Raw genomic sequence first — 25,427 nt, forward strand, 5'->3', positions numbered from 1 at the left:
TTATTCCCCGTTTCCCTTGCCATCATATCTTAATTGGAGGGCATCATTAATTTTTTCATTATCATCTAATATCTTCAAAAAGACGGTATGAGCTAAGCGTGCCCACGTCTGGTAAGAAGCTCTCTTGCGGTAAAAAGAAAACTTCAAGTCAAGACTATCTCGCGTTAGGACAAATTCATATAAAACCAAAAAGATAAAACGATACATCAAGACTATTATTTCAAGTAGTATGGTCGGAAAAGACAATCTCTTAAAAAGCTGCAAAAGCTGGGCAAAAGGGACTGTCAAGGTCAGATAATAGGTTGAGACCAAGGAGGAGTAGACCCTTAAAAGAATAAAGAAAGCTTGTTCAAGTGCCTCTCTAGTGCAACCTAGATAACCCATACCCATTGGTAGAAAGTATAAGAATTGGTCTTGGTTTTTGCTAAAGCTAATCAAGAAGGTCACTAAACTAATAGCGATAAAAATACTGGCATGAAGATACCATTTGATATATCGTTTTAAGGGAACTTTCGCCAGATAGCAAGTCAAGGGTGCCAAAGCAAAAATCACAAGCAGCTGTAAAGGAAGCACTCCTGAGAAACTCATGATCAAAAAGACGACATAGCTTAGCACCTTTAGCTTAAGTGGTAGGTTTTTAATACGATTTTGATAAGCATATTTATCAATAAGAAACATCTGACAGCCTCCTGATTGAGCTCTTAGTCCTTAGAGCCTTGTTGTTTACCTCTGTGATAGCCAATCACATAAAAAATGATGCCTGCACCGATGCTGCCTTGCAAAGTAAAGAGAAGGCTTTCCACTTCCCCTGCTGGTTCAAATATGGGTGAAAACCAAGGTTTATAATCTTTTTTCAAGCTGCTAATGGCTGTCTCAGCAGCATCGTCTGTTCCACTGTATTCTACGCCTTTTGGTGCAAAGACAAAGGCACTTAGGGTAATGATGATAATAAGACCTACTAAGATAAGATTTCTATGTTTTTTCATATGAATAAATCCTCTTTTCCCTTGATATTTTCTGAAATAAGATTAAATAAAACAACGGTTAATAAAGCTTCAACCACTGCAATAGGCAGCTGAGTGATCAAAAAGACTCCGAAAAATTTAAAGGTAGCTCCTACTATACCAGCCTTAGCATCTGGAAAAACCAGACCCAGTTGGATAGAGGTTGTGGCATAGGTAGATAGGTCAGCAAGAAAAGCACATAAAAATAATGAGACAGGCTTTGAGACCTTCATTGACCGAGCCAGTTTATAAATGGCAAAGCCGACAAAAGGACCAACCACAGACATTGAAAAGGCATTTGCCCCTAGAGTGGTCAAACCACCATGTGCTAAGAGTAAGGCCTGAAAAAGCAGGCAAATTGTCCCTAAGACACTGATGACAGAAGGTCCAAACATAGCTGTTCCAAGTCCAACACCGGTGGGATGAGAACTTGATCCTGTGACAGAGGGTATTTTTAGTGACGATAGAATGAAAATAAAGGCTCCTGATAAGGCCAGCATGGTCTTAGCATTAGGATTTTCTGCTACAACTTTTTTAATTCTTAGAAGCCCTGCTATGAAAAAAGGTAAGAAAAGAACAAACCACAAAAGGCACCAAATGGGTGGCAGATAACCCTCCATAATGTGCATAGCGTAGACTGTCTGGGAACTCAAAAATCCAAGCAAGATTAACAAAGCAATAAAATAGAACTTTTGATGTTTTTTCATCGTAAACTCCTCAATGTCTAAAAATAATTAAGATAAGATTGTTTTTTTGACAATCATTGTTGTGAAATAGCTGAGCTTGCTATCAAGTCTTAGGTCTGACACCCCACGAAGAATTTTTTGCTCTGGCATTGAAGCATGACTGACAAGAAAAGTCTTGTCTAATAGTTGGTATTTTTCTAAAAGGGGGAGGATTTTATCCAAGTGATTAGCAACCTTCATTAGGACAAGGCTATCATGGATCTGTAAGGCTGCCTCTATTTTTGAAGCAGGGGCCGTAGCTGGCACAACTGCCAAAGATTCCTCATCCATGGTCAGAGGCTGGCCTAAGACCGAGGCCATAGTAGAAAAAGAAGTAATCCCTGGGATGGTCTGTGTCTCTATTTGTGAGCCTACTATTTCTAAAAGATAGCTATAGGTACTGTAAAGCATGGCATCACCTAGTGTGATAAAGGCCACATTCTTACCTGAAAGAACATCTGCTATAATTTCTTGACCAATGCTTTGCCATTGAGCTTCTTTTTCAGACTGGCAAGCAACCATTGGAAAGTGCCTTTGTTTGATCTCTACAGCTTCTGATAAATAGGGCTCTGCTATAGTTAAGGCTAGACTTTTCCCAGCTTTTTTTGCCTCTGGTGTATAAATAATATCCAGCTCTCCCAGAAGTTTACTTGCCTTAACCGTAATAAGTTGGCTGTCTCCTGGGCCTATACCAATTCCATAAAATTTTGCCATCTGCTACTCCTTAATGATCTCTTCTAAGTGCCTGATATACTGTTCCTTTATTTCAGGAAATTCCCCCAAGCCAGTGAGTTCTGTACTTAGCTCATAGCCACGCTCTTTAAAGAAACAATACCAGGAATCTGCCTCTTCTGAGGTCATATCATTCTTAGCATGTTCCCCAGCAACTAGCATGAAGGGAGCTAGTTTAACCTTCTTGATGTTCTTTTTTGCCAACTTTTCTTCAATTAATTCAATATAAGGATAACTTTCTACACAGGCCAAATAGACAGAGCTAGCATCAAGCATATGATCTAAGGCAGAATAGGCTGTGAAGGCATAGTGGCGGCTGCCATGCCCCATCAATACAGTAGCTGAATGGCTATCCTTAGGCTGATAGTATTTAAGCAAGGTATCTTTAACAGCCTGATAATCAGCCATAGTATTTAACAAGGGTTTGCCAATCTCTATCTTGTCAAAAACAGTCTTAAAGGCTTTAGCCTGACACAGTATTTTTTCAAACTCCTGACCTAGGATAATATGAAGAGGTTGGATGTAAACTTCCTTAATGCCTCGGCTTTTTAAACTTTCTAGAGCTTCCTTAACTGTGGAAATCAGTAACCCTTCTTGCTCTTTGATGCGTCTAATGACCACGGTCGATGTAAAAGCAGACTCAACAAGATAGGCAGGAAATCTTCTTTTTATAGCTTTTTCACAAGCTTTTATTGTTTTTTGACGAGTGTCTGCATGGGTCGTTCCAAAGCTAACAACCAAAATAGCCTTTGTCATCTTTATTCTCCTTTCGTCACTAGCTCAATACACTTATCCCGCATGGATGCTAGCGTCGCTTGGTCACTATCAACAATCCTAGTAAAATCAGAAGCTTCTAAAACAGCCCTGGTACTTTGACCCATCACAACTATGGGACAGTTATTAGGTAGTTCAGCAAAGTAGCCTTTTTCTTTTAAAGCCACAAAGTTGCCAGCTGCTACAGAGTTTGGTAGACAAATACAGTCTACTTCTGAAAAACTTTTAGGGAGTGACGGAGCTGATTCAAAATCCATCAGATGGGTTTCTACTATGGGTAAAGAACAAGACCTGCTCAAATCTCTTAACTTGTGCTGAGGTGCTAGAATAAGCCAATCTTTTTCTGTCTTTGGCAAGGTGTCCAACCAGTCTCTATCTGATAGGTCTTGATTTTTTTGGTAAAGTATGAATCCTGATTCCTCAATAGCTTTAATAGTATGATGCCCAGTAGCTACCAGCTTAAGAGAGAGCAAGCTTCTGATATCAATGGATCTTTTCTTAAGATAAGTCAGGAATTGGAACCAACTTTCCACATCTGCAAAGATAAGCCCTTCAAGTTCTGATAAGTCTGGTAACAGAAAATCCCTGGGATTGATCTTGGTTCTTGCTGGAAAGGTTACTAGGCTAGCACCGGCATCCTTAAGATAATGAGGAAGTCTTCCTTTTTCTGATTCTTGGATTAACACTCTCTTAGCAAATAAGGGGAGGGCTTCATGGAAATTAAGCTCTCTTCTAAAAGCAACCACATCTCCCACTACAATTAGGCTGGGTGCCTTAAAGTGATTTTCTTCCACAAGAGAAAGGATGTTGCCAAGATTTCCATCAATAGAGCGCTGCTGTGGATGAGTGGCCCACTCAATAATGGCAACCGGCTTGTCCTTAGTATAGCCAGCTGCAAGAAGTTGACCAACAATCTTGGAGAGATTCTTCATGCCCATGAGAAAAACCAGGGTTCCCTTGAGCTGACTAATGGCTGACCAGTTTAAAGAAGCCTCTTCATCCTTTAAATGCCCTGTAAAAATGTGAAAGCTTGTCGCCACATCACGGTAGGTGATGGGAATGCCAGCATAGGTAAGGCCTGCGATGGCAGATGTCAAACCAGGAACAACTTCAAAAGGAATACCTGCCTTTCTTAGGGATTGTCCCTCTTCGGCACCACGTCCAAAGACATAGGGGTCACCACTCTTTAGACGAAGTACCTTTTTGCCTGCTTGAGCTTTTTCAACAAGAATAGCCTCAATGGCTTCTTGACTGATTGAAGCCTGTCCTGGTCTTTTTCCAACATCAATTAATTCACAATCTGGCCTGACATATGCCAATAAGCTAGCATTAATAAGCCGATCAAAGACTAGCACATCTGCTTCTTTTAGGCGTCTCATTCCCTTTACTGTTAAGAGCTCCTCATCGCCTGGACCAGCTCCTAAAAGCGTGACTTTTCCTAGCATCTCTTCTCCTTTACTTTTCACTGCCATCATTTAAATAAGCTTCTAGCTCCTCAATTCTTGATACCATTTTGGGGTAATCCATCTGAGGTCTTGATATGATAATGCAATCTATTCCTAGTTCTATACAGGCATCAATTTTTTCTCTGACGCCACCAACTGTCCCACTTTCTTTTGAGACAAAAACATCTGCTTTTGTCCTAGCAATCAATTCCCTGTGACAGGCTTTTGAAAAGGGAGCCTTGATAGCATCAATCTGATCAGCTACTAGGCCTAATTTTTCACAAGCCAAGAGGACTTCTGAGGTGGGTAAAACCCTAGCTACAATCCGTCTGTCCCTTAGTTGATTAACAAATAAAGGAAGGGTCTTGCTGCCAGTTCCCAAATAAATGGTCTGGTAGTTTTTGGCTCTTAAAATGTCAATGGCTTCCTGGGTTGAAGTCGCAAGAATAGCTCCCGTCAAATCCATACTTCTTTGTCTTTCAAAACGAATATAGGAAATACCAGCTTCTTTGGCAGCAGTCATTGCTTCTTTTGAAACTACATCTGCAAAGGGATGTGTGGCATCAATAATCTCATCTATTTGATGGTGATTGATAAAAGCAAGCATATCAGATGCTGTCATTGAACCCTGATGTACGGGTTGCCCCCATTTTTCAGCCAGGTGTCTGCCATAGTCTGTCACGACCGAAGTTATAACAGGAATTTTCAACTGATTTAATAGGGTTAAAATAGCTGTACTGTCAGAAGTGCCACCTAGCAACAATTTTTTCATAGGCTGTAACCCCTTGGAGTGATCATCAATCCATTTTTAACATAGGTTTCTTTATTGCCAATGATAACTATGGTGGTCATATCCACTAAGCTGTCATCTATATCCTCAAGTGTGGTTAAGATTACCTTTTCTTTCTTACGTCCAATATCTTTTCCTAGACCAACTACAGTATCCAAGGCTTTGTATTGGGAGATGATCTGGACTGCCTTTGCCAAATGATCTGGCCGTCCCTTGCTTTTTGGATTATAAAGACAAATGACAAAATCACCTTGTGCAGCAGCATGTAGCCTTTTTTCAATCATTTCCCAAGGTGTCATTAAGTCACTAAGGCTAATATGACAAAAATCATTCATCAAGGGTGCTCCCATTGCAGCGGCCGCTCCTAAGCTTGCTGTGATACCAGGGATAACTTTTACTGCCAGATCTGTGCTGTCTCCTAAGAGCTCTAAAATAAGACCTGCCATGCCGTAGACACCAGCATCACCACTGGACACAACGCCAACATTTTTACCTGTTTCACGCGCCAAATCAATGGCTTTTTGACAGCGATCAATCTCTTGCCGCATCCCTGTTGCCACGTGCTCTTTATCCTTTACAAGATCACGGATAAGGCGCATATAGGTTGCATAGCCTACGATGATCTCACAATCTTCAATGGCTTGCAGAGCTTCTTTGGACATTAAGGCTTCTTTTCCTGGTCCTAGACCAATGACATATAACATCTTTGATTATCCTTTACTATTTATTAAGATTCCATTTACCTAAGGCGTAGGTACAGCCCTTGTATGCAAAACGCTGGCTTAAAACCTGACCCTGGCTTGCCAGATCGGCGCTAGCCTGAGCCACACTGCCTACTCCTACGGTTTTTTTGACAAATTCTGACTGAGGATACTTATCAGCTACTGTCAGTAATTCTTCTTTGCTGTAGGTTTCAAAGGGACAAGCTAATTCTTTAGCCAAGGCCAAGATAGCCTTTTCATCTTTTTTGAAATCAATACTGACTATCTTACCAATTTCCTTAGGATCTATTTGCTCTTTTTGACAGAATTGTTCAAAACCAACCTTAAATAGTTGGGGATCAGTATTTTTTCGTGCTCCGACACCTAAAACATAGGGCTTGGGATGGATGAGAGCCAGATTTTCTCTGTCTTTTCCAACAACTTCGGTAGAGATTATAATCAGAGGATCTTTTCCCTGGAGCTTTTCTTTAAGTTCTTCTTTTTTAAAAGGGATCAGACCTCTAAAGTCATCTATCCAAGCTTTTTCTTGGTAAAAATAGAGAGGCTGCCCACTAGCTAGCAACTGATTAAAGGGCTTAACAAGGGGTCTCAGATCACTGCGCCAGCCATTGACAGATTGAGCTAGGGTATCTAGAGCCACCACATCTTGAACATCCGTTGCTGTTGTGATAACAGGATGGGCTCCCATGAGCCTAGCAATCTCCTTGGTCAGCTTATTAGCACCTCCAAGGTGTCCACTGAGGAGACTGATGACATTTTGCCCCTTTTCATCCATGACAATGACTGCCGGATCGGTTTCCTTGTCCACAATCACCGGCGCAATAGCTCTTACCACTATACCTGTTGCCATAATGCCTATTAAGACATCTACTTCTGTAAAGAGTTTAGCTATGGCAGCTCTTGGACTTCCACTTAAAGGGCGGCTTCTTTGATCAGCTAGTTTTTCTGTTGTGTAGACCTCTGAGTCTTGCTCCAACTTAGCCTGCAAAGAAAGGGCTGTCTCTTTCCCACTTTCTGTAAGGGCTACAATGGCATAGGGGCGCCTTTTTTTACTGGAAATTGCGGTATTCATGGGCAAACTCTTTATCATATAATTTTGAGTAATAGAACTCTTGTCCTAGAAAATCACCTACTAAAATGAGAGCTGTTTTACTAATATCAGCTTCCTTAACTTTTTTAGCAATGTCTTCTAAAGTTCCAAACACCTTCTTTTCTTCTGGCCAAGTAGCCTTATAAATAACAGCTACTGGCGTTGATTGTGGATAGCCTCCTTCTACCAACTCAGCTACCACCTTCTCAATGCCTTGAACAGATAGAAAAATGGCCATTGAGGTCCTATGTTGAGCGTAGCTCCTTAGGCTTTCCTTTTCAGGCACAGGCGTTCTTCCCGCCATCCTAGTGATAATTAAGCTTTGCGATACCTTAGGTACAGTATATTCAGCTCCAATACTAGAAGCCGCTCCTAAAAAGGAACTAACACCTGGAATGCAATCAAAGTCAATATCTCTTTTTTTCATTTCTTCGATTTGCTCACGAATAGAACCATAGATAGAAAAGTCACCTGTTTGTAAGCGGACCACTTCTTTATTTTCTTTAACTGCATCTTCCATGACATCAATGATTTCTGTAAGGTGCATGTGAGCACTGTTATAGATGGTAGCTTCTTTTTTGCAATAAGTTAGTAAATCAGGATTAACTAAGGACCCTGCGTAAATAACAACATCTGCTTTTGATAAGTAGTTGTAGCCTTTTAAGGTGATTAATTCGATATCGCCTGGCCCTGCTCCAACAAAATGTACTTTTGACATAAGTTACCTCACTTTATGATTTTTGACAGGAAATAATGATGGTCGGATTTTGGGGTTTAAAGTAATGTCCCTTACCTAATCCAGTCCAGCGACTGGCTTGAATAGAGACCATTTCGATGTCTTTCCAAGACATCTTTTCCATCAGTTCAATAGCTCCTAGGGCATTTTCTAGTAAAATAAAGTTCAAAACCAGGCGTCCACCAGATGACATTAGGTGGTCAGCCCACTCCAATATCTCTGCTAAATTTCCACCTGTTCCACCAATAAAAATAGCGTCAAATTGCCCTTCAACAGACATAGGAGCTAGGCCCTCATGGATCCTGACATTGTGACAATTAAAAGATAGGCTATTTTCCTTGCTTAGAGCCACTGCTTCTGGATTTCTTTCAATGGCAACCACTTCTAAATGGGGATAGGCCTTGGCTGCCTGAATACTGACACTACCTGTACCTGAGCCTACATCTAAGAGTCGTTTTGCTCTATGCAGAGCCAACTTATCTAGGCTAATAGCTCTAACTTCTTCTTTGGTCATAGGGACCTTGGTTCTGATAAATTCTGAATCCTTCATCTAATACCACCACTACATTCATTTTGTATTCTTTATCCAGCACTTGCTTTGCTGGTAAAATTGTAATTTTTTCGTCTGGATAGCTGAGCTGCTCCCCAATAACAAGCTGTTTTTTCAAGCCTCTTCTAAGAATCTCTTGAGCAATCTGGTAGGGACCAGTCTTTTGGTCTGTTACCATAAAAACCTTAGGCAAAGACATGATTAGATCATAATTGGGAGCTTTAGCATGACTACTGGTTAGGTAGGCATCGTTCATAGACAGACAAATTCGACTGGCCAAGTATTGCATAGCGCTGACACCTGCCATAATACGGACACGACTGGGAAATTTTTCTGCCAGCCACCTTCCTAGGCCATAGATCAAGGGATCTCCTGAAGCTAGATAAAGAACCTTCCTTTCTTCAGGTAAATGGCGGAGCAGTTCTTCTAGGGCTTGCAATTTCTTTGGAGCTATCTGCCCTTTTTCCTTATAGACACTTGGCAAAATAGCTAAATGCCGTTCACTTCCTAAAATAAGGTCCGCCTCTTGAAAGAGTTTTTGATGGCCGACCAGGCTGTATGCCTGATTCCCAGGACCAATGCCAATAAGATCAATCATTTCCATTCCTCCTTTAGCTGATCTAGACTTTTTGTAGAGGCTAGATAGCCTCTTTCTGAAGTAAAGATCAGTACATCTACACTAACCTCTGGTTTACGGAATCTTAAAAGACGCTCACTCTTCTTTTTGATCTTATCAGCCAAAATCTGATAAAGACCTTCAAAATGGTATTCCTCGATAAGAGCAGCTGCTGCTTCAGTCGTGATACAGGCATCAATCTTTTCAAGGAAGTCAAGAGGGGCTCCCATTAGAGCTAGATTGGCAATGAGAGTTTCAATGCGGGCATCAGAATCTTTACTGTGGGTCGAAAAGATGCCTGCTGCTACCTTAACAAATTTTCCCAGATGACCAACCATCAAAACCTTGGTAAAACCTATGCGTTGCACTTCTTTTAGGACATGACCGACAAAGTTACTCATGTTGACGATCTTATGCTTAGGCAATCCCAAAGCTGAGACCGCAAAGCCTTCACCATAATTACCAGGAACAAGGACGACTGAACGGTGACCCTGATTATAGAGCATGCTTAGCTCAATAGTGATAGCAGCCTTCCAACTTTCTTCTGACATGGGATTGACTATGCCTGTGGTTCCTAGAATAGAGATGCCACCTACGATCCCTAGACGTGAATTATAGGTCTGCTTGGCTCTTTCTTCTCCTTCTGGCACCCATATAAGGACCTTGGCACCACAGTCTGGACCGATGATTTGTCTGACCGACTCTTCTATCATCCGTCTGGGTGTTGGATTAATGGCCGCAGAGCCAACACCAACTGCTAAGCCTGCCTGGGTCACGCGCCCAACACCTTCTCCACCATCAATGCTAATGGTTTCTTGGTCTGCTAGTAAAGTTACTGTTGAATAGATCAAGAGCCCGTGTGTGGCGTCAGCATCATCTCCACCGTCTTTTTCAATAGCAGCAGTAGCCTCTTGTGGTCCATAAGAAGGATCACAAACAGTCATATTCACTTCAAGGCCAGAAGCTGTTTTAACTCTTACTTCTTCTTCAATTTCTTGATTGAGAATCATATTAAGAGCAGCAACAGTAGCTGCGGTGGCACAGGTTCCTGTAGTGAAACCTTTTTTTAATTTTTTACCATTAACATAGGTATATTCTTCCATCTGCAAGCACCTTCACTCACCCTTATGATCTCTTGTTGGAACAGTATCATCCTTGTCATCCTTTATATCAGTTAGGAGCTGATATAAAATAGCATTGACAATGGCAGCTGCAATGGTACTTCCTCCCTTACGACCTAAAGCGACAATGGAAGGTAAAGAACTTTCATGGAGCTTTAGCTTTGATTCTGCTGCTCCGACAAAACCAACCGGAACGCCAATGACTGCATCTGCTTCAAGCCTTTCTTCACCCACCATATCTAGCACCTTGAAAATGGAAGTTGGGGCATTGCCAAAGACAAAAAGCTTTGGCCCTTTACACTTGGCTGCATATTCCACTGCTGCCATTGATCTTGTGATGCCTTTTTCTTTAGCTTCTTTGAAGATTTCTGGCTCATTGACCAAACAACGATAGCTTACCTCCATCTGGTCTAATAGTTTCCTGTTAAAACCACCCAAGACCATGGTTGTATCTGTAAAAATGGTGCCTTTTTCTTTTAAGACGTGACATATTTTTGCTATGACATCATTTGAAAAACTTATGTTATAGAGGTAATCAAAGTCAGCACTGGTAAAGACCACACGCTTTAAAATAGCTTCTTCAAAAGGATCTGAAAAGTGGATAGATGGATGTTCCTGATCAATGATAGCTTGAATTTTTTGGAAGCTGGCTTGCTCAATCTCATGAGCCTGTCTTAGATAAGGCATCTATTTTTCTCCTTCTTTTCGAATATAGTCAGAAGAGTAGCGAATGTAATCTTCTGTTGCTACTGCCTTTAACTGGTAAAGAATGGCATTGATCGTAGCTACCACAATGGTACTTCCTCCCTTACGACCTACTGTAATAATGGCTGGTATCTGAGAGGCTAGTAGAGCTTCTTTAGATTCTTCCACTTGGATAAAACCTACTGGTACCCCGATAAGGGCATCTGCTACTAGCTCTTTTTGTTCTACTAAGGTCAGTAAATGGGATAAGGCGGTAGGTGCTCCTCCAAAGGCAAAGAGTTTGGGGCCTTTGATTGATTTTGCAAGTTCTACAGCTGCCATTGAGCGGGTGATCTCTTTTTCTTTAGCCAGTTGGCTAACCCTGAGATCTGTCAATAAACAGGTATAGTTAACCCCCATCTGATCTAAAACACGCTTATTAATTCCATTTAATGAGATGGTGGAGTCCACAATAATGGTTCCTTTGTTTTTAAAGATCTCTTCTATGACCTCATTAACACCATGGGTGAAACGCATATTATAGAGGTAGTCAAAATCTCCTGTGGTATGGATGGCTCTTTTGATGATGGCCTCTTGCATAGCTGTTTCAAACTGATAATCAGGATGCTCTTTTGCAATCTCTGATTGTATGATTTGAAAGCTTTTTTCCTCAATGGAGGAAGGATTTTTGACATATGACATAAAAGTTCTCCTATAAATTGCTTAAAATAAGGTAGCCGATAATGCCTAAGATAAGGGCTATCATGGTAGACATATAGAGTAAGGACAGGCAGCTTTTGATATCCTCTGGACAAGCTTTTCTCCTATTGTCACCAATTTTTGGCTTGTCAAGAAATTCCCCATGATAATAATGGCCGCCACCCAGTTGAATGCCGAGGGCACCTGCTACAACTGACTCTGGAAAGGCGCTGTTGGGACTGGCATGTTGGTAACGGTCTCGAATACCAATCCTAAGTGCACAAACTCCGTCCAATTCAAGCATGTAGCTGGCCACTAATAAGCTTAGCCAGGTTAGCCTTGCTGGAATAAGGTTGACAAGGTCGTCTATTTTGGCAGAAACATAGCCAATTTTAAAGTATTTTTTGGTTTTGTAGCCCACCATGGAATCCAAGGTATTGACAGCCTTATAAAAAATAGCTAAGAGCGGGCCGCCTAGAAAGAGGCAGAGAAGGGGGCCAATGACCCCATCACTGGTATTTTCAGCAACTGTTTCTATGGTTGCTTTTGTAATTTCTTCTTCTGAGAGCTCAGAGGTTTGACGTCCAACAATCATGCCAACCTGATCTCTTGCCTCATCTAGACTAGCTGTGGTCAGCTTTTCATAGACCTTTCTAGCTTCATGGGCAAGACTTTTTGTAGCCAAGCAAGCATAGGCCAGATAAATCCAAATAAGCCAATAGAAAAGCCAATGAATGGTCGAACTAAACCATAAAAGACCAGCTGTTAGACCTAGGCTCAAGCTAATGGTAGATAGCCATAGAAGTGCCCCAAAAAGATAGTCCGAAAAAAGAAACTTATCTTTTAGTTGTAGAAAAAAGTTAATATAAGAACCAATGGCTTTTATGGGATGGGGCCAGGAGTAAGGATCTCCAATGGTCCAATCTAGTAAGAGAGCCAGTAAGATGGCAATCAGTGTCATTTCTTTGCCCTCCTAATATAGTCTAAGAAATGAGCCAGTAGAGCCTCATCTTGGTAAAAATGAATATGAAGATAGCTGGCAAAGCTGTGGCCTTTTTGGTAACCACATTCCCAAGTAGCAACCAGCTCCTGATCTCTGACTTTTTTCATGGACAGAACTGGCTCTTCCTTGGTTTGAAATACAGAGTGGTGGAACTCATGCCCTCTGATTTCTGTACCTTTTGGCCCAAATAAACCGTCTGTCTTTGTCTTCGCCTGACAGTAGCCAAAACGTTTGAGCCTTGAAGTCATGATACTTTCTCCCTCAAAAATACCAACCATGTCATAGCAATCTTCTTCTATTTGTAAGTCTTTTCCTAGGTACATGAGACCGCCACATTCTGCAAAGATGGGAATTCCCTCTTTATGAGCTTTTAAGACTGACTTCCGAAAGCTATGATTGTCTGACAATTGCTTGGCAAAAACCTCTGGGAAACCGCCGCCAAAGTAATAAGCATCTGCCTCTGGCAATTGCTGATCCTTTAGGGGACTAAAAGGAAGTAAGCTTACTCCCAAAGACCTTAGTAATTCAAGATTATCCTCATAATAGAAATGAAAAGCTTGATCCAGAGCATAGGCAATCCTTAAGGATTCTCCTTTCCAAAGGGTAAAAGGATTCTTCACAGGACGTTTTGGTCTTTCCACTACTTCTAAGAGCTGATCAAGGTCAATATGCTCTTGAGCCATGTCCCCAAGGAGGGTCATGGTCTTCTCAAAATCTTCTAGTTCGACGTCAGGAACAAGCCCTAGATGTCTGGAAGGTAATTTGAACTCTGTGTTTTTAGGGAAATAGCCTAAGACAGGGACTTGACTATAGCGTTCAATGGCCTTCTTGATCAACTGATAATGTCCCTGTGAAGCTAGACCATTGATAATAACACCTGCTATCTGCAAATGAGGATCAAAAGTGTCAAAGCCGTGTACTATGGCCGCTACTGAAGTAGAGCTGGACTTGCCATTTACAAGCAGAATAACTGGAAGATCTAGTTTTTTAGCTATATCTGCTGAAGAAGCACAATCCTTGTCTGTACCCAGACCATCAAATAAACCCATGACTCCTTCAACAAGAGCCACATCTGCGTCTTCTTGACAATGATAGTAGGCCCAGTTTAAGTAGTCCCTATTTGGAATCATAAAACTATCTAAATTTCGTGATGCTCTGCCTGTAATGCGACTGTGATAAGAACTATCAATATAATCAGGACCAACTTTGTAAGGTTGCACCTTATAGCCTCTATTTGCCAAGGCCTTTAATAGTCCTAAAGTTATGGTTGTTTTACCAACGCCACTTGATACACCTGCTATCATAAATTGTTTCATTGGATCTCACTTTTTTGATGAAATAAAAAAGCTACAAAAAATATTTCTATTTTTTGTAGCACCGTTGCTCTCTTATTGGAAACACTCCGTTGTGTTTATGTAAGGGCTTACCCTAACCTTACATCAATTTTAATATAAAAGTTATCCTTCGTCAAGTTTTTTCGAAGGTGGGTAAGCTCTTACAAAAGCACTGCTGCTTCCTTTTGCTTGAGCTTGATAGATAGCTTTTGACTGATTAAAAAGGCTCTTACAGACTGATAACCTTTACTATTTAAGACTGCCAGTCAGCTGGATAAGTGACGTAGATAAAGCGAGCCTTACCCTTAACTGAGAACTTAATATCACTTCCCTTAGGAATGAAAAGTAGTTCACCAGGACCTGCGCTCATCACCTCACCACCAACTATGATATCTAGCTGACCTTCAATAACGTAGTCAACTTCATCATAGTCCAAGTGCCATGGGAAAGTTGTTTCTTCCATGGTCATTAAGCCTAGCCCAAGTCTTGGACTTTCTTCTAAGCTTAAGAGATCCCTTGTATAGACAGAGTCATTAGCATTGCCAGTATCCAAGCGATCTTCTGGACGTACATCTACTGATTTCAAAGCAATTGAAGCCACTCCGGACTTGCTAACTTTTTTACTGGAATCTGTTTTTGCCAGCTCTTCTAGTAAAATCTGACGAACCAAGCTTTCTAAATCTGATTTCTTAATATCTTCCATTATATCATCTCCTTACAAGCCTTATTAAGCTTCCTTTTTGGTTAAGAAAAAGGCTAGAAGCACTGCTGTAATACCACCTACTAATTTGCCAACCATCATTGGAACAATCATTTCTGCATTTTGCCCAGCTGTAAATCCTAAATGGTCTCCTATAACAAATGAAGCTGAAACAGCAAAGGCAACGTTGATAATCTTACCGCGCTTATCCATATCCTTCAACATTTGGAACATGGCAATATTGTTAGCTAAAGAAGCTACCAAACCTGCAGCACCAACTTCGTTCATGCCCAAGGTTTTACCAATTTTTGATAGGGGTTTATTAGCTACTTTGGTAAAGACAGCCACAAGACCAAAAGCTCCGGCTAAGGTAACGGCAATTGTCCCAACCACTACAAAGGCTTCTTTTAAGGTATCTGGACCTTTAGGATAAAGGTTAATCAACCATTGGTTACCTGTTAGAAGCTGAGCTGCTCCTAGTGTTAAACCTAGTGTAGCTATAATGACAATAATTTGACCAAAGACTTCAAAACCTTTTATCATGGCATTTGGAGCCAATAAAAGACCAGCGAAGATTAGAGCTGATACAATGATAATTGGAATTAAATTGATGAGTAAGGTTCCTGCAGGTAAACCAGGAACTAAGAGACCCCCGATCAAACATCCAATAGGAACGGTTACTAAGCCATATAAAATACCTCGTGCTAACAAGGGACGGTCTTCTTTGTCAATGATTCCCAAAGCAACTGGTATGGTAAAGACAATGGTTGGTCCCATCATAGAGCCTAAAACATAGGCTGCAAAGTTCCCTACAGTTTCATTTTGGGCTAAGCTAAGTGCCAATGGTGCTCCACCCATATCATTTGCAATAAAAGTTGTTGCAAAAATCGAAGGGTCAGCTCCAACTAAACCATATAAGGGAACTATTATTGGTTTTAAAACGCTAGCAAGTATAGGAGCCACAACCATGATCCCTGCCATTGAAAGGGCAAGTGCTCCCATTGCCATGATACCTTCTTCAAATTTTTCACTTAATCCTAATTTTCCACCGATGCACTTATCTATTGCACCGATTACCATAAATAGAACCATGATGTAAATGATGATTTCATTTATACTCATATTTGTCACCTTTTAATTTTTTTATTGATCATTTTGATAATCAACTTTGTCAATAATTCCGACGATAAGCATATCAACTGGTATATTATCTTTTCCTAAGTTGATTCGTGCAGCACTGCCTGTAGTCACTAGAACTTGGTCTCCTTCTCCAGCACCAATACAGTCGGCTGCAATAACAAGAGCAGAGTCTGTTTGATGTTCATTTAGTTGGCGTTCCACCACTAAAAATTTCAGACCATTCAATTTTTCATCTTTTCTAGTAGCCCATAGACTGCCTTTTACATTCCCAACAAACATCTCTTTACACTCCTATTCTTCAATTATAATGTGATGCCTTTTTAAGTAGTCCCTAGCTAGATCTGTTATGATCATATCTTCTTCTAGTCTAAAGAACTGACCAGCTCTTAACTGCAAATTTTTTAGCTTGGCTTCTGTTATCAAATTCTTTTTCTTAGAGACTTTTTTGTTAAGTTTTTGATCGCCTTGAAGCTCAGCTTTTTTAAGCTGCTGCTTTTTCTTTAAAAGAGCCATTAAGGTCTCTTTTTCATAAAATTGAACTCCATAATTGTCTAATTTTCTTTTTTGTTCCAACATCTCACGATAAAGTAAAGACTTAGCCTTTTTTTGATAATGAGCCAGTTGTAAACAAGCTGACCATACAAAGACCGGCTTTCCTTCTAAGAGGGCAGATAATAATATGGATTCTTCTTTGCTGGTTGGGCAGAGTGAAGCCACCCTCAAGAGGGAATCCCTAGAAAGACTAGTGACAATGAGGTAATCGGCACTGTCTTCTTGGTCGACAATCTTATAACCTTCTTGAAGCAAGTGGCTTTCATTTTCAACTTGCCCAATCACATAGACTTTTTTAGCCATTGACTCTTGATGGAGGTTTTCTAATAAACGGTCAGTTATTTCTTGAACCAATTTGTCTATATTTACCATTATTTTCAACCTTTCCGCCTATGTCTGTTTTTATTTTTTAAGGATGCGACCACGTAGCCCTTTTTTAAAGCCGCAAGCATTGGCTTCATCATAGTCAATGTGCATATAGGTTGCAAATTTAGGGCTGACACGGATGACCACATCATCAAAAATCATAGGCCGCTCACCGTCTACTTTCACTTGGACAATTTCATGATTCTGAACATTTGCCTTTTGGGCATCTTCAGGGGTCATATGAACGTGACGTTTGGCCACTATTAAGCCTTTATCTAAGGCAATACAGCGATTTCCATTGGTGAGAATGATTCCTGGTGTTCCTCCGATATCACCACTTTCTCTAATTGGAGCCTTTACTCCTAATTGGAGGCAGTCTGTCAGAGAAACTTCCACCTGTGATTCCTTACGAACAGGTCCCAGTATAATAACATTGTGAAACTGACCCTTAGGGCCAAGAACTGTTAGCCTTTCTTGACAGGCAAATTGACCTGGTTGGGATAAATCCTTAACCTTTGTCAGCTGGTAATTTGGGCCAAAGAGGGCCTCTAAATCCTTTTGACTTAAATGGATATGACGTCCACTGGCTTCCACTTCAAAGCTTCCTGCTAACTCCTCTTCTACTTTAACAACAATTTTATTTATCAAATTTTCTAAAGTCATCACCAATCTTCTTTCTCTTCCTTATTCACTCATTACAAGCCATAAGAGCACTTCCAGCGATTTTAATAAGCTCACTAATTGACAAGCAAATAAATCTCTGTCCCCCTTAAGCAGCGTCTGGAATTCTTTACGCAGAAACACTGTCTCAATATAGGTTTGATAGCAAGAAAGCTGCCAGTCACTACTTTTATAATCTGGTCTTCTAAGCTGATCTAGACCCTCTCTTAGGCGGATAGCTTCTAAGTCCTCTCCACCAGCTAGCTCTTGTCGGTAATGACTAGGATCAGCTAGTATTTGGCCATCAAGCACCTGATCTACGATATCAATGATTGACTGGATCTGTTCAAGCTTAGCCATTTCAAATGCTAGATGCACTTCTTTTTGTGTCCTTAAGAGATAAGGATATAGCTTGCTCAAGTGAAATAGTCGTGGATACACAGCCGAATCTTCAAGACTTGAAATGGGTTCTAATAAGCCTTCGTCATCTGTATCTGAGTGCTTGTTGGATTTCTGATCAACATAGCGGATTCTAACATGGTGATCATTTAAGAAACTTTTTGCTGCTGGCGTTAGCCTGTCTTTATCTCTTATCTCTAAAAGACCATGATCAGAAATAAGTGACTCCCTAAATAATTTTCTAATCTTTGTTTCTGTATAAACTGGCATGTATTCACTTCCTTTTATTGAATAAATTAAGACAGCATATACCGCAATGACTGAAAAGCAGTATTACGATATATGTGCCTGAATAGAGCCACTGAAACTTATTTAGGTAAGATTACTTCTACTTCTGCGTGTGGACGTGGGATGACATGTACTGAAATCAACTCGCCTACGTTTTCTGCAGCTGCTGCTCCGGCATCTGTAGCTGCTTTGACTGCTCCTACGTCACCACGTACCATAACAGTTACTAAGCCTGCTCCTACTTGTTCTTTTCCAATTAGGGTAACATTTGCTGCTTTTACCATTGCATCGGCTGCTTCTATTGCTCCTACTAAACCTTTTGTTTCTACCATTCCTAATGCATTTGCGTTTGCCATATTCTTTTCCTCCTAATATCTATTTTTATAATTCTTTGCTTTTTTGTTCTGGTAAGATGACTTCTACTTCTGCGTGTGGACGTGGGATGACATGTACTGAGATCAATTCACCTACGTTTTCTGCAGCTGCTGCTCCGGCATCTGTGGCTGCTTTGACTGCTCCTACATCACCACGTACCATAACAGTTACTAAGCCTGCTCCTACTTGTTCTTTTCCAATTAGGGTAACATTTGCTGCTTTTACCATTGCATCAGCTGCTTCTATTGCTCCTACTAAACCTTTTGTTTCTACCATTCCTAATGCATTTGCGTTTGCCATATTCTTTTCCTCCAATTTTTCAAATATATTAAGTAAGGGTTATCCCCTTTGAATGAGTTCTACTGATTTTATTTTCCAATTTGTGATAAGACACGTTTAACGACAAGATCAAGGAGTTTGTCGTCGTCCAGATTAACAATCTGAACCTTGTGAGATGATTTATCAGCTATTTGTTGATTTTCTGCTTGGCGTAGGTCTGATAGTTCTGATGTTCCATAGGCCACACGTCGAATATTGTATAAGTTTAGTGGACTAACATTATCTGAAGTGGCACTGCCACCCACAGCTCCGCAACCAAGTGTAAAGGCTGGGAATAGTCCTGTGGTTGCTCCTACACCTCCCAAGGCTGCTGCTGTGTTAACCAGTATTCTTGAGACAGGTTTCTTGAGGGCAAACTCACGAACGATGTCTTCATTTTGTGTGTGAATAGCTAGTGTATGTCCAGCGCCTTCATGGTGTAAGATTTTAATGCTTAATTCGCAAGCTTCTTGCCAATTCTTAACAGTGTAAAAACCTAGGATAGGGGCCAATTTTTCCATTGAGTAAGGGGCATCTTTACCAACTCTACTTTCTTCAGCAATGAGAACCTTGGCATCTGCTGGAACATCTATTCCTGCTAGTTGGCCAATAACCTGAGGAGTCTTTCCGACCATCTTAGGATTCATAGCACCACTTGGTAGGATAATATAGTTACCTAAGATCTTGGCATCCTCTTCTGGGACAAAGTAAGCGCCTTGCTTTTTAAATTCTAAAATAACACTTGCTTTCATTTCTTCTTCAACAATGACAGATTGCTCTGAAGCACAGATAACGCCATTATCAAAGGTTTTAGAGTCTATGATCTGCTTAACAGCCTTTGGAATATCAGCTGTTTTTTCAATGAAGGCTGGGCCATTTCCTGGTCCCACTCCTATAGCTGGTGTTCCTGATGAATAAGCAGCCTTGACCATTGCTGTTCCACCGGTTGCCAGGATAAGATTAGTATCCTTATGTTTCATCAACTCACTTGTGGCAGCTAGGGAAACTTTTTCGATAACTGACACTGCACCATCAGGACAACCTGCTGTTTTAGCGGCTTCTTGAATCACCTTAACGGTTTCAATGATAGATTTGAGGGCACTTGGGTGGGGAGAAAAAACAATACTATTTCCAGCCTTTAAAGAAATAAGTGCCTTATAGATAACTGTAGAGGTTGGGTTGGTTGAAGGAACAAGACCTGCAATCACCCCTACCGGAACACCCACTTCTAAAACTTTCTTTTCCTTATCCTCACTGAGGATACCGACTGTTCGCATGTCTTTGATTTCTTCAAAAACACCCTTTGAAGCTAAGGCATTCTTTAAAACCTTATCTTCCCAACGGCCAAAACCTGTTTCTTTGGCTGCTAATTTTGCTAGTTGTTCACGCTTATCATAACAAGCCTTCGCAACAACTTTTACAATGGTATCAATCTGTTCCTGACTCATTTTTGCTAGTTCTTCTTGGGCTTTTTTGGCACCACGAACTAGTTTACGTGTCTCTTGGATTGATACAAGGTCTTTATCTTCTAAATACATTCACTCTTACTCCTCTCTTTCTATTTCTGTCAAAGCATCAATTAATAAGAGCTTGTTAGCAAATTTAATTTCTTTCTTACTTAGTCGAACCTTGTCTTCTCTATAAGCTAGACTTCTGAGCTGGACAACTTTTAGTCTTTCAAGTTCCATTCGTGTATATTTCTTATGACTTTTTTCTTTTTCAAGCTCTATGGGCTCTGGAACTTCAAGGGCTAGAGGTCTTTCTTTGAACTCATTTCCTCTTAAATCCTCTTTGGCTGGCTTATCTTCTTGAGGTTGACTGGAGACATATCCTCCCATTAAGGTTTCATTTTGTTCAATGGTTTTCTTTGGGTCTGACTTTGGAAAAAGGGTCTCGGTTTGCTGATCAAGCCTAGCAATGACATGACTAGTTATATAGTAAGGTTTTTCCTGCACCAAATTGACCGCTGTATCTACAGCAGATTTAACAGCACTGACATCTCCAATAAGTTGTACCGTGTTTAAACCTGCTTTGATGGTCTCAATTGCTAGTAGTGATACATTTGCTGCCTTGAGAGCTGCATCTGCTGCGACAATGGCACCTAGATAACCACGTATCTCAATTAAGCCTAATGCTTTATTTGCCATCTCATTAACCCCTAACTTAATAATTCTTCGGATTTTCTGCGATCGTTAGGACTGTATTAGCAAAGGCATCACAGGCTGCACGACAGGCTGATTGGGATCCTACCAAAAGTCCTCCTGCAAAGTTTGTTTCACTAGGTGGTCCGTAGAAGGCTCCAATGGTTACATCCGCAGCCTTTAAGGCAGCATCAAGTGCTAACATGGCTTCTGCTGGTGGAGCTATCAAGTAAGCAATGGCTGTTCCTTCTTCTGCGTTGGCACCTTCTGATAGGTAGGTACCAGCTCTTGAGATACAGTGGGCAAAGTAAGGAATGCTATTGTCATCATTAGCACTGTAGAAACTTGCTCCATTTTCAATTTCTTGAACAACCACATCCAAACCACTGCGTACTTCTTCAGGATTTGGACCAGCAATGATCCCAATAACTTCACCTGCTAATTTTGTTGACGCATTGCCAGCCCCAGCATACATACTACGTGCGTAGACGACTTCAACGTCTACTGCTTTGGTTGCCTCATCTAAGGCAACATAGGTCACATCATCGCAGTCAGAGGTGATAATTCCCAAGCTTCGATGATAGGGTTTTAAATTGAGAGATGATGCTAAGCCCGCATCAACATTTGAAATGAGAAGAGCACTTAAAACGGTTGCTCCTAAACGTTCATTTTTCAAAACAACTACCTCCTATCAGTTATTTCAAATCGACTCCAGATTTTTTATGTTCAAGAATCTTCTTAATAATTTCGGCTACATAGGCACCCGCTTCAACAGCAGGAGTCCCACCCTTATGGATGTTAGAAAGGACTGTGCGTTTAGCTTCTGGCATGCCTACACTTGGCTTATAGGCTAAATAAGCACTCATTGATTCTGCTGTCACAAGCCCAGGACGCTCACCAACCAGCATACAAACTACTTCTGCGCCAGTTAGCTCTGCAATTTTATCCATAGCTGCTACCCGGGCATGCTTGATAAAGAGAACTTCATTAAAGTCTAAGCCAAACATTTTCAAACCTTGTTTAAGGGCTGGTAAGAAGTCTTTGACATTGGCTTCAATAGCTGAAGAACTGAGTCCATCACCAACAATGACTTGAACTTTAGCATTTTTTTGACATTTTTCCTGAATAATCTTTTGTTGGTCTTCAGAAAAGATTCTGCCTAAATCTGGACGGGTCAAATATTCGTCTTTAGTCTTAGGCATGGTATGCACAGCGACAAAGCCCATTTCTTTCACGAAATCGTCTGAAACGTAAGAAAATACTGCGTCTTGTGCTGCCGCATGGTCTGCTCTAAAGCGTAAGATTGACTGGGTCATGTAACGGTTTCCAGCTCGCCATAGACCAAGACGTGCCGGGGTAAATTTTTTGATTTTACGATAGGCTTCTTCATTAATAGCATGTGGTATTAGAAATTGTTCCTGGATATTAACTTCTGTAATATCAGGAATACAGCCATCTTCAATAGTACTTTCTTCTTGATTCTTATTCTCTTTTAAGTCTTCTTTTGATGAATCTGTCTCAGTTTCTGCCTTTTTAGCTTCTGAATCCTCGGCTATCTCGCTTAACATTGAACGAATCATTTCTTTTAATTGTTGTTCATCCACAATGATTTCCCCCTTATTAATTTGACTTCATAAACACCGAGCCATCTCCCCCGATACTAGTAAGATGACCATCTTCCATCAAGCCCATTTTCTCCATCCAGATTTCGAATTCTTTAATTGGACGTTTACCTAATAAGTCACGTATGGTAGCGGTTTCGTGATAACCTGTTGTTTGGTAGTTCAACATAATATCATCACCATGTGGAATAGCCATAATATAATTAACATTGGCTGCTCCCAATAGGACTAATAAGTTTTCAGCATCATTTTGGTCAACCTTCATATGGTTGGTGTAGCAGATGTCACAGCCCATTGAGATACCTGTTAGTTTGCCCATGAAGTGATCTTCTAGACCTGCACGGATAACCTGTTTTGAATCATAGAGGTATTCTGGACCAATGAAGCCGACAACGGTGTTGACTAAGAAAGGATCAAAGCGTTTAGCAAAACCATAACAGCGAGCTTCCATGGTGACTTGGTCTGAACCATGATGGGCATCTGATGACAACTCTGAACCTTGTCCTGTTTCAAAGTACATGACATTAGGACCAGCAGCTGAGCCGACTTTAAGAGCTGTGTCTTTTGCTTCTTGAATAGTCTTAGCATCAAAACCAAAGGCTGTATTTCCTTTTTCAGAACCGGCAATGGATTGGAAGACAAGTCCTGTCGGAGCTCCTTGATTCATGGCTTCAATTTGTGTGGTGACATGGGCCAAGACACAATGTTGTGTTGGAATTTTATATTCCTCAATAAAGTCATTAAATTTGTGAAGGATCCGTTTGGTACTTTCAACCGAATCATCAACGGGGTTCAGACCTAGGAGAGCATCCCCACAACCATAGGCAAATCCTTCCATGGTCGAAGCCATGATCCCATCTGGGTCATCAGTTGTGTGGTTTGGTTGTAAACGAGATGAAAATGTTCCTGGTAGACCAATGGTTGTATTGGCTGTCTTTGTAATAATAATTTTATTGGCACCGACAATTAAGTCTAGGTTGGTCATTAATTTGGCCACAGCAGCAACCATTTCAGATGTTAGACCTCTGGAAATCCATTGGATATCAATATTTGTTGTTTTGTTATCCAAGATCCACTCTCTTAGTTCTTGGACTGTCCAATTTTTAATTTTTTCATAGGTTCGTAAGTTAACATCATCAATGATGATACGGGTTACTTCGTCTTCTTCATAGGGAACGACTGGATTGTTAAATAAATCAGATAACTTTAATTCAGCTAAGACAACTTTTGCAGCTACGCGCTCTTCTGCTGAGCTTGCTGCAACACCTGCTAGCTGGTCGCCTGACTTATATTCATTAGCTTTGGCAAGAACTTCCTTGACGGATTTAAATTCATAGATTCTACCAAATAATTTTGTTTTCAAAATCATTGAGTATATCCTCCTTTTTTATTTAAATGTTAGTTAAAGACCAGTGTCTTAACAACGACTGGTAATACCGATCCTTCAATCACTGGATTTCCAATATCAATGTAGTCGCCATTTTGAACATCAACAGAATCAATACAAACAAAAGGGTAATGTTCTGGTAGTTGTGCATAGAGACACTGTCCTAAGACTTTTGCCATGTCTTCACGAACGACAATGATTAAGGGTATATCTTTTTCAATACTTTCTTTCATTCCTCCTACAATAGCTTGGGCATAGTCAAGTACTCGACTGAATGATGGGCTCTTTTGGCCATCAAGGGCTAGGGCAACTTGTTGCACTTCATTTTCCAGCATAAACCATCTCAGCTTATCTTTGATAACTCCTTGCAGCTCTTCTGCGCCGCAGCTTTCATCAGACTGACTTAGCTTAAGAACGGGAATATTTTTGATAGGGAGGGTATCTGCTATATAGGTAATGGTGCTGCCACTAACTTCTGTGGTGTGACTACCTGCTCCAACAACCGTTGCTCGGATGGTTTCGGCAGATTTAATAACACGTTTTTCTGCATAGATCTTAGATTTCTGTAGAGCTCGTCCTAATAGGATTCCGATATCACCATACTTAAAATCATCCAGAGAATCTTCTGCTTCCAAAATAGCATCTGCCACACCACCTGAGAAAGAGATACAGTTGATATCATAGGCCAAACTCAGACCGTGGTTTGTCTGGAGTAAATCATAGTAGGGACTTTGATGATCAATGCCGACTGCCTCTTCTAGTACTGTGACCATTTCTTGGATCAACTCCTCTAGATCTTCTTTCTTAGCCCTTTCTCCCACTGTCAAAGCTAAGCTTTTATCAGCAATAATGGTTTTTAATTTAGGTGCTATATAAGAAATACAGTGAGTCTGAGGATCTAATTTGATTAGCCGTCCCCCTATGTCAAAACACGCGGTATCAATGACGTCTCCCTCTCTAAAAACGGCTATGTTAGAGGTTCCTCCACCAATATCAATATTGGCTACTGAGGTATGATGTTCTTGAGAATACTGATGACTGCAAGCCCCCTTACCTGCAATAATACTTTCTAAATCAGGTCCTGCCGTTGCCACGACAAAATCTCCAGCATAACCACTCAGAGCTTGTAAAACCTGACTAGCATTGTCTTTACGAGCTGTTTCCCCTGTTATAATGACAGCTCCCATTTGGATATCACTTTTTTGAATGCCCGCTTTTGCGTATTCTTTAATGACAAAATCTTTGATCTGATCAACCTCTATCAAGAGCTGATCAGAAATGGGGGTGAAGATAATATCGCTCTTGTATAAAACCTTTTTATCTGTTATATAGACGCGTGGGATGGTAAAAACAGATGCAATATTTTCAATGGTTAACTCTGATAGAACGAGCTGAGTGGTCGCTGTTCCAATATCAAGGCCAACGCTCAAAATCCGATCTGACATTTTTAAACC

The 25,427-nt window shown here is 40.7% G+C and carries 31 protein-coding genes; all 31 read right to left on the bottom strand.

Annotated elements, in window-relative coordinates; all coding sequences use genetic code 11:
• The 31 genes from cbiQ to eutA all read right to left on the bottom strand — a co-directional run bounded on the left by cbiQ (position 1) and on the right by eutA (position 25,418).
• Positions 1 to 678 carry a cobalt ECF transporter T component CbiQ gene (gene cbiQ / locus HBN42_RS08645; protein WP_165994651.1) on the bottom strand — a complete coding sequence of 226 codons (678 nt, stop codon included), beginning with the start codon at positions 676 to 678 and terminating at the stop codon, positions 1 to 3.
• A 23-nt stretch (positions 679 to 701) separates the two neighbouring features.
• Positions 702 to 986: an energy-coupling factor ABC transporter substrate-binding protein gene (locus tag HBN42_RS08650; protein ID WP_165994652.1), complete on the bottom strand. Its 285-nt coding sequence runs from the start codon at positions 984 to 986 to the stop codon at positions 702 to 704.
• Positions 983 to 1,711 (bottom strand): energy-coupling factor ABC transporter permease, encoded by a 729-nt coding sequence (locus HBN42_RS08655; RefSeq protein ID WP_165994653.1) that lies wholly within the window; start codon positions 1,709 to 1,711, stop codon positions 983 to 985. Before HBN42_RS08655 ends, HBN42_RS08650 begins: the two co-directional genes overlap by 4 nt.
• A 27-nt stretch (positions 1,712 to 1,738) precedes the next feature.
• Positions 1,739 to 2,443 carry a cobalt-factor II C(20)-methyltransferase gene (locus HBN42_RS08660; protein WP_165994654.1) on the bottom strand — a complete coding sequence of 235 codons (705 nt, stop codon included), beginning with the start codon at positions 2,441 to 2,443 and terminating at the stop codon, positions 1,739 to 1,741.
• Positions 2,444 to 2,446: 3 nt separating this feature from the next.
• Entirely contained in the window at positions 2,447 to 3,217 is a 771-nt protein-coding gene (locus HBN42_RS08665) for a sirohydrochlorin cobaltochelatase (protein ID WP_165994655.1), read from the bottom strand.
• Positions 3,218 to 3,219: 2 nt separating this feature from the next.
• Positions 3,220 to 4,680: a uroporphyrinogen-III C-methyltransferase gene (gene cobA, locus HBN42_RS08670; RefSeq protein ID WP_165994656.1), complete on the bottom strand. Its 1,461-nt coding sequence runs from the start codon at positions 4,678 to 4,680 to the stop codon at positions 3,220 to 3,222.
• Between the two features lie 10 nt (positions 4,681 to 4,690).
• Positions 4,691 to 5,452 carry a precorrin-6A reductase gene (cobK, locus tag HBN42_RS08675; RefSeq protein WP_165994657.1) on the bottom strand — a complete coding sequence of 254 codons (762 nt, stop codon included), beginning with the start codon at positions 5,450 to 5,452 and terminating at the stop codon, positions 4,691 to 4,693.
• Positions 5,449 to 6,174 carry a precorrin-3B C(17)-methyltransferase gene (cobJ, locus tag HBN42_RS08680; protein WP_165994658.1) on the bottom strand — a complete coding sequence of 242 codons (726 nt, stop codon included), beginning with the start codon at positions 6,172 to 6,174 and terminating at the stop codon, positions 5,449 to 5,451. Before cobJ ends, cobK begins: the two co-directional genes overlap by 4 nt.
• Before the next feature lie 16 nt (positions 6,175 to 6,190).
• Positions 6,191 to 7,252 carry a cobalt-precorrin 5A hydrolase gene (locus HBN42_RS08685; RefSeq protein WP_413251934.1) on the bottom strand — a complete coding sequence of 354 codons (1,062 nt, stop codon included), beginning with the start codon at positions 7,250 to 7,252 and terminating at the stop codon, positions 6,191 to 6,193.
• Positions 7,242 to 8,000, bottom strand: a complete 759-nt coding sequence (locus HBN42_RS08690) for a cobalt-precorrin-4 methyltransferase (RefSeq protein WP_165994660.1) — start codon at positions 7,998 to 8,000, stop codon at positions 7,242 to 7,244. Before HBN42_RS08690 ends, HBN42_RS08685 begins: the two co-directional genes overlap by 11 nt.
• Positions 8,001 to 8,013: 13 nt before the next feature.
• Entirely contained in the window at positions 8,014 to 8,568 is a 555-nt protein-coding gene (locus HBN42_RS08695; RefSeq protein WP_165994661.1) for a decarboxylating cobalt-precorrin-6B (C(15))-methyltransferase, read from the bottom strand.
• The gene (locus HBN42_RS08700) at positions 8,513 to 9,172 is read right to left on the bottom strand and encodes a cobalt-precorrin-7 (C(5))-methyltransferase (protein WP_165994662.1); all 660 of its coding nucleotides are present in this window, start codon (positions 9,170 to 9,172) and stop codon (positions 8,513 to 8,515) included. The genes HBN42_RS08695 and HBN42_RS08700 overlap by 56 nt, the downstream gene beginning before the upstream one ends.
• Positions 9,163 to 10,287, bottom strand: a complete 1,125-nt coding sequence (gene cbiD, locus HBN42_RS08705) for a cobalt-precorrin-5B (C(1))-methyltransferase CbiD (RefSeq protein ID WP_165994663.1) — start codon at positions 10,285 to 10,287, stop codon at positions 9,163 to 9,165. Before cbiD ends, HBN42_RS08700 begins: the two co-directional genes overlap by 10 nt.
• A 12-nt stretch (positions 10,288 to 10,299) precedes the next feature.
• Positions 10,300 to 10,992: a cobalt-precorrin-8 methylmutase gene (locus HBN42_RS08710; RefSeq protein ID WP_165994664.1), complete on the bottom strand. Its 693-nt coding sequence runs from the start codon at positions 10,990 to 10,992 to the stop codon at positions 10,300 to 10,302.
• Positions 10,993 to 11,691 carry a cobalt-precorrin-8 methylmutase gene (locus HBN42_RS08715; protein ID WP_165994665.1) on the bottom strand — a complete coding sequence of 233 codons (699 nt, stop codon included), beginning with the start codon at positions 11,689 to 11,691 and terminating at the stop codon, positions 10,993 to 10,995.
• A 10-nt stretch (positions 11,692 to 11,701) separates the two neighbouring features.
• Positions 11,702 to 12,649, bottom strand: coding sequence for an adenosylcobinamide-phosphate synthase CbiB (gene cbiB / locus HBN42_RS08720; RefSeq protein WP_165994666.1), 948 nt, complete (start codon positions 12,647 to 12,649; stop codon positions 11,702 to 11,704).
• The gene (locus HBN42_RS08725) at positions 12,646 to 14,007 is read right to left on the bottom strand and encodes a cobyrinic acid a,c-diamide synthase CobB (protein ID WP_165994667.1); all 1,362 of its coding nucleotides are present in this window, start codon (positions 14,005 to 14,007) and stop codon (positions 12,646 to 12,648) included. Before HBN42_RS08725 ends, cbiB begins: the two co-directional genes overlap by 4 nt.
• 271 nt (positions 14,008 to 14,278) lie before the next feature.
• Positions 14,279 to 14,728, bottom strand: coding sequence for a cupin domain-containing protein (locus HBN42_RS08730; protein WP_165994668.1), 450 nt, complete (start codon positions 14,726 to 14,728; stop codon positions 14,279 to 14,281).
• 24 nt (positions 14,729 to 14,752) lie between these two features.
• Complete coding sequence (locus HBN42_RS08735; protein ID WP_165994669.1) at positions 14,753 to 15,847, bottom strand: ethanolamine utilization protein EutH; 1,095 nt, start codon at positions 15,845 to 15,847, stop codon at positions 14,753 to 14,755.
• A 21-nt stretch (positions 15,848 to 15,868) separates the two neighbouring features.
• On the bottom strand, positions 15,869 to 16,144 hold the full coding sequence (locus HBN42_RS08740; RefSeq protein ID WP_165994670.1) for a EutN/CcmL family microcompartment protein: 276 nt from the start codon (positions 16,142 to 16,144) through the stop codon (positions 15,869 to 15,871).
• A 12-nt stretch (positions 16,145 to 16,156) separates the two neighbouring features.
• Entirely contained in the window at positions 16,157 to 16,789 is a 633-nt protein-coding gene (locus HBN42_RS08745; protein ID WP_165994671.1) for an ethanolamine utilization protein, read from the bottom strand.
• Positions 16,790 to 16,819: 30 nt separating this feature from the next.
• Entirely contained in the window at positions 16,820 to 17,446 is a 627-nt protein-coding gene (gene eutD, locus HBN42_RS08750) for an ethanolamine utilization phosphate acetyltransferase EutD (RefSeq protein ID WP_165994672.1), read from the bottom strand.
• A gap of 21 nt (positions 17,447 to 17,467) precedes the next feature.
• The gene (locus HBN42_RS08755; RefSeq protein WP_165994673.1) at positions 17,468 to 18,112 is read right to left on the bottom strand and encodes a hypothetical protein; all 645 of its coding nucleotides are present in this window, start codon (positions 18,110 to 18,112) and stop codon (positions 17,468 to 17,470) included.
• Positions 18,113 to 18,210: 98 nt separating this feature from the next.
• Positions 18,211 to 18,486, bottom strand: a complete 276-nt coding sequence (pduA, locus tag HBN42_RS08760; RefSeq protein ID WP_002896373.1) for a propanediol utilization microcompartment protein PduA — start codon at positions 18,484 to 18,486, stop codon at positions 18,211 to 18,213.
• 25 nt (positions 18,487 to 18,511) lie between these two features.
• The gene (locus HBN42_RS08765; protein WP_165994674.1) at positions 18,512 to 18,805 is read right to left on the bottom strand and encodes a BMC domain-containing protein; all 294 of its coding nucleotides are present in this window, start codon (positions 18,803 to 18,805) and stop codon (positions 18,512 to 18,514) included.
• A 68-nt stretch (positions 18,806 to 18,873) separates the two neighbouring features.
• A complete protein-coding gene (locus HBN42_RS08770; RefSeq protein WP_165994675.1) occupies positions 18,874 to 20,361 on the bottom strand; it encodes an acetaldehyde dehydrogenase (acetylating) in 1,488 nt (495 codons plus the stop codon).
• A gap of 6 nt (positions 20,362 to 20,367) precedes the next feature.
• Complete coding sequence (locus tag HBN42_RS08775) at positions 20,368 to 20,970, bottom strand: BMC domain-containing protein (RefSeq protein ID WP_165994676.1); 603 nt, start codon at positions 20,968 to 20,970, stop codon at positions 20,368 to 20,370.
• A 16-nt stretch (positions 20,971 to 20,986) separates the two neighbouring features.
• The gene (eutL, locus tag HBN42_RS08780) at positions 20,987 to 21,640 is read right to left on the bottom strand and encodes an ethanolamine utilization microcompartment protein EutL (protein ID WP_165994677.1); all 654 of its coding nucleotides are present in this window, start codon (positions 21,638 to 21,640) and stop codon (positions 20,987 to 20,989) included.
• A gap of 19 nt (positions 21,641 to 21,659) precedes the next feature.
• Positions 21,660 to 22,568, bottom strand: coding sequence for an ethanolamine ammonia-lyase subunit EutC (gene eutC / locus HBN42_RS08785; RefSeq protein ID WP_165994678.1), 909 nt, complete (start codon positions 22,566 to 22,568; stop codon positions 21,660 to 21,662).
• 16 nt (positions 22,569 to 22,584) lie between these two features.
• A complete protein-coding gene (locus HBN42_RS08790; protein WP_165994679.1) occupies positions 22,585 to 23,955 on the bottom strand; it encodes an ethanolamine ammonia-lyase subunit EutB in 1,371 nt (456 codons plus the stop codon).
• Positions 23,956 to 23,984: 29 nt separating this feature from the next.
• On the bottom strand, positions 23,985 to 25,418 hold the full coding sequence (gene eutA / locus HBN42_RS08795) for an ethanolamine ammonia-lyase reactivating factor EutA (protein WP_165994680.1): 1,434 nt from the start codon (positions 25,416 to 25,418) through the stop codon (positions 23,985 to 23,987).
• Positions 25,419 to 25,427: the final 9 nt, after the last annotated feature.

This window comes from Streptococcus catagoni, assembly GCF_011421425.1.
In the GTDB taxonomy this organism is placed as follows: domain Bacteria; phylum Bacillota; class Bacilli; order Lactobacillales; family Streptococcaceae; genus Streptococcus; species Streptococcus catagoni.

What these genes read in the sequence shown, in the direction of transcription:
- HBN42_RS08765 (WP_165994674.1), bottom strand. Translation starts at nt 18,805, where the DNA reads ATGGCAAACGCAAATGCATTAGGAATGGTAGAAACAAAAGGTTTAGTA.
- HBN42_RS08725 (WP_165994667.1), bottom strand. Translation starts at nt 14,007, where the DNA reads ATGAAACAATTTATGATAGCAGGTGTATCAAGTGGCGTTGGTAAAACA.
- HBN42_RS08695 (WP_165994661.1), bottom strand. Translation starts at nt 8,568, where the DNA reads ATGAAGGATTCAGAATTTATCAGAACCAAGGTCCCTATGACCAAAGAA.
- cobJ (WP_165994658.1), bottom strand. Translation starts at nt 6,174, where the DNA reads ATGTTATATGTCATTGGTCTAGGACCAGGAAAAGAAGCCTTAATGTCC.
- HBN42_RS08665 (WP_165994655.1), bottom strand. Translation starts at nt 3,217, where the DNA reads ATGACAAAGGCTATTTTGGTTGTTAGCTTTGGAACGACCCATGCAGAC.
- HBN42_RS08650 (WP_165994652.1), bottom strand. Translation starts at nt 986, where the DNA reads ATGAAAAAACATAGAAATCTTATCTTAGTAGGTCTTATTATCATCATT.
- HBN42_RS08775 (WP_165994676.1), bottom strand. Translation starts at nt 20,970, where the DNA reads ATGGCAAATAAAGCATTAGGCTTAATTGAGATACGTGGTTATCTAGGT.
- HBN42_RS08660 (WP_165994654.1), bottom strand. Translation starts at nt 2,443, where the DNA reads ATGGCAAAATTTTATGGAATTGGTATAGGCCCAGGAGACAGCCAACTT.
- eutA (WP_165994680.1), bottom strand. Translation starts at nt 25,418, where the DNA reads ATGTCAGATCGGATTTTGAGCGTTGGCCTTGATATTGGAACAGCGACC.
- cbiD (WP_165994663.1), bottom strand. Translation starts at nt 10,287, where the DNA reads ATGGAAGAATATACCTATGTTAATGGTAAAAAATTAAAAAAAGGTTTC.
- HBN42_RS08770 (WP_165994675.1), bottom strand. Translation starts at nt 20,361, where the DNA reads ATGTATTTAGAAGATAAAGACCTTGTATCAATCCAAGAGACACGTAAA.
- cobK (WP_165994657.1), bottom strand. Translation starts at nt 5,452, where the DNA reads ATGAAAAAATTGTTGCTAGGTGGCACTTCTGACAGTACAGCTATTTTA.
- cbiQ (WP_165994651.1), bottom strand. Translation starts at nt 678, where the DNA reads ATGTTTCTTATTGATAAATATGCTTATCAAAATCGTATTAAAAACCTA.
- HBN42_RS08730 (WP_165994668.1), bottom strand. Translation starts at nt 14,728, where the DNA reads ATGGAAGATATTAAGAAATCAGATTTAGAAAGCTTGGTTCGTCAGATT.
- HBN42_RS08745 (WP_165994671.1), bottom strand. Translation starts at nt 16,789, where the DNA reads ATGGTAAATATAGACAAATTGGTTCAAGAAATAACTGACCGTTTATTA.
- pduA (WP_002896373.1), bottom strand. Translation starts at nt 18,486, where the DNA reads ATGGCAAACGCAAATGCATTAGGAATGGTAGAAACAAAAGGTTTAGTA.
- HBN42_RS08740 (WP_165994670.1), bottom strand. Translation starts at nt 16,144, where the DNA reads ATGTTTGTTGGGAATGTAAAAGGCAGTCTATGGGCTACTAGAAAAGAT.
- HBN42_RS08710 (WP_165994664.1), bottom strand. Translation starts at nt 10,992, where the DNA reads ATGCCTTATCTAAGACAGGCTCATGAGATTGAGCAAGCCAGCTTCCAA.
- HBN42_RS08755 (WP_165994673.1), bottom strand. Translation starts at nt 18,112, where the DNA reads ATGCCAGTTTATACAGAAACAAAGATTAGAAAATTATTTAGGGAGTCA.
- HBN42_RS08715 (WP_165994665.1), bottom strand. Translation starts at nt 11,691, where the DNA reads ATGTCATATGTCAAAAATCCTTCCTCCATTGAGGAAAAAAGCTTTCAA.
- cbiB (WP_165994666.1), bottom strand. Translation starts at nt 12,649, where the DNA reads ATGACACTGATTGCCATCTTACTGGCTCTCTTACTAGATTGGACCATT.
- HBN42_RS08655 (WP_165994653.1), bottom strand. Translation starts at nt 1,711, where the DNA reads ATGAAAAAACATCAAAAGTTCTATTTTATTGCTTTGTTAATCTTGCTT.
- HBN42_RS08735 (WP_165994669.1), bottom strand. Translation starts at nt 15,847, where the DNA reads ATGAGTATAAATGAAATCATCATTTACATCATGGTTCTATTTATGGTA.
- HBN42_RS08690 (WP_165994660.1), bottom strand. Translation starts at nt 8,000, where the DNA reads ATGTCAAAAGTACATTTTGTTGGAGCAGGGCCAGGCGATATCGAATTA.
- eutD (WP_165994672.1), bottom strand. Translation starts at nt 17,446, where the DNA reads ATGACTTTAGAAAATTTGATAAATAAAATTGTTGTTAAAGTAGAAGAG.
- cobA (WP_165994656.1), bottom strand. Translation starts at nt 4,680, where the DNA reads ATGCTAGGAAAAGTCACGCTTTTAGGAGCTGGTCCAGGCGATGAGGAG.
- HBN42_RS08790 (WP_165994679.1), bottom strand. Translation starts at nt 23,955, where the DNA reads ATGATTTTGAAAACAAAATTATTTGGTAGAATCTATGAATTTAAATCC.
- HBN42_RS08700 (WP_165994662.1), bottom strand. Translation starts at nt 9,172, where the DNA reads ATGGAAATGATTGATCTTATTGGCATTGGTCCTGGGAATCAGGCATAC.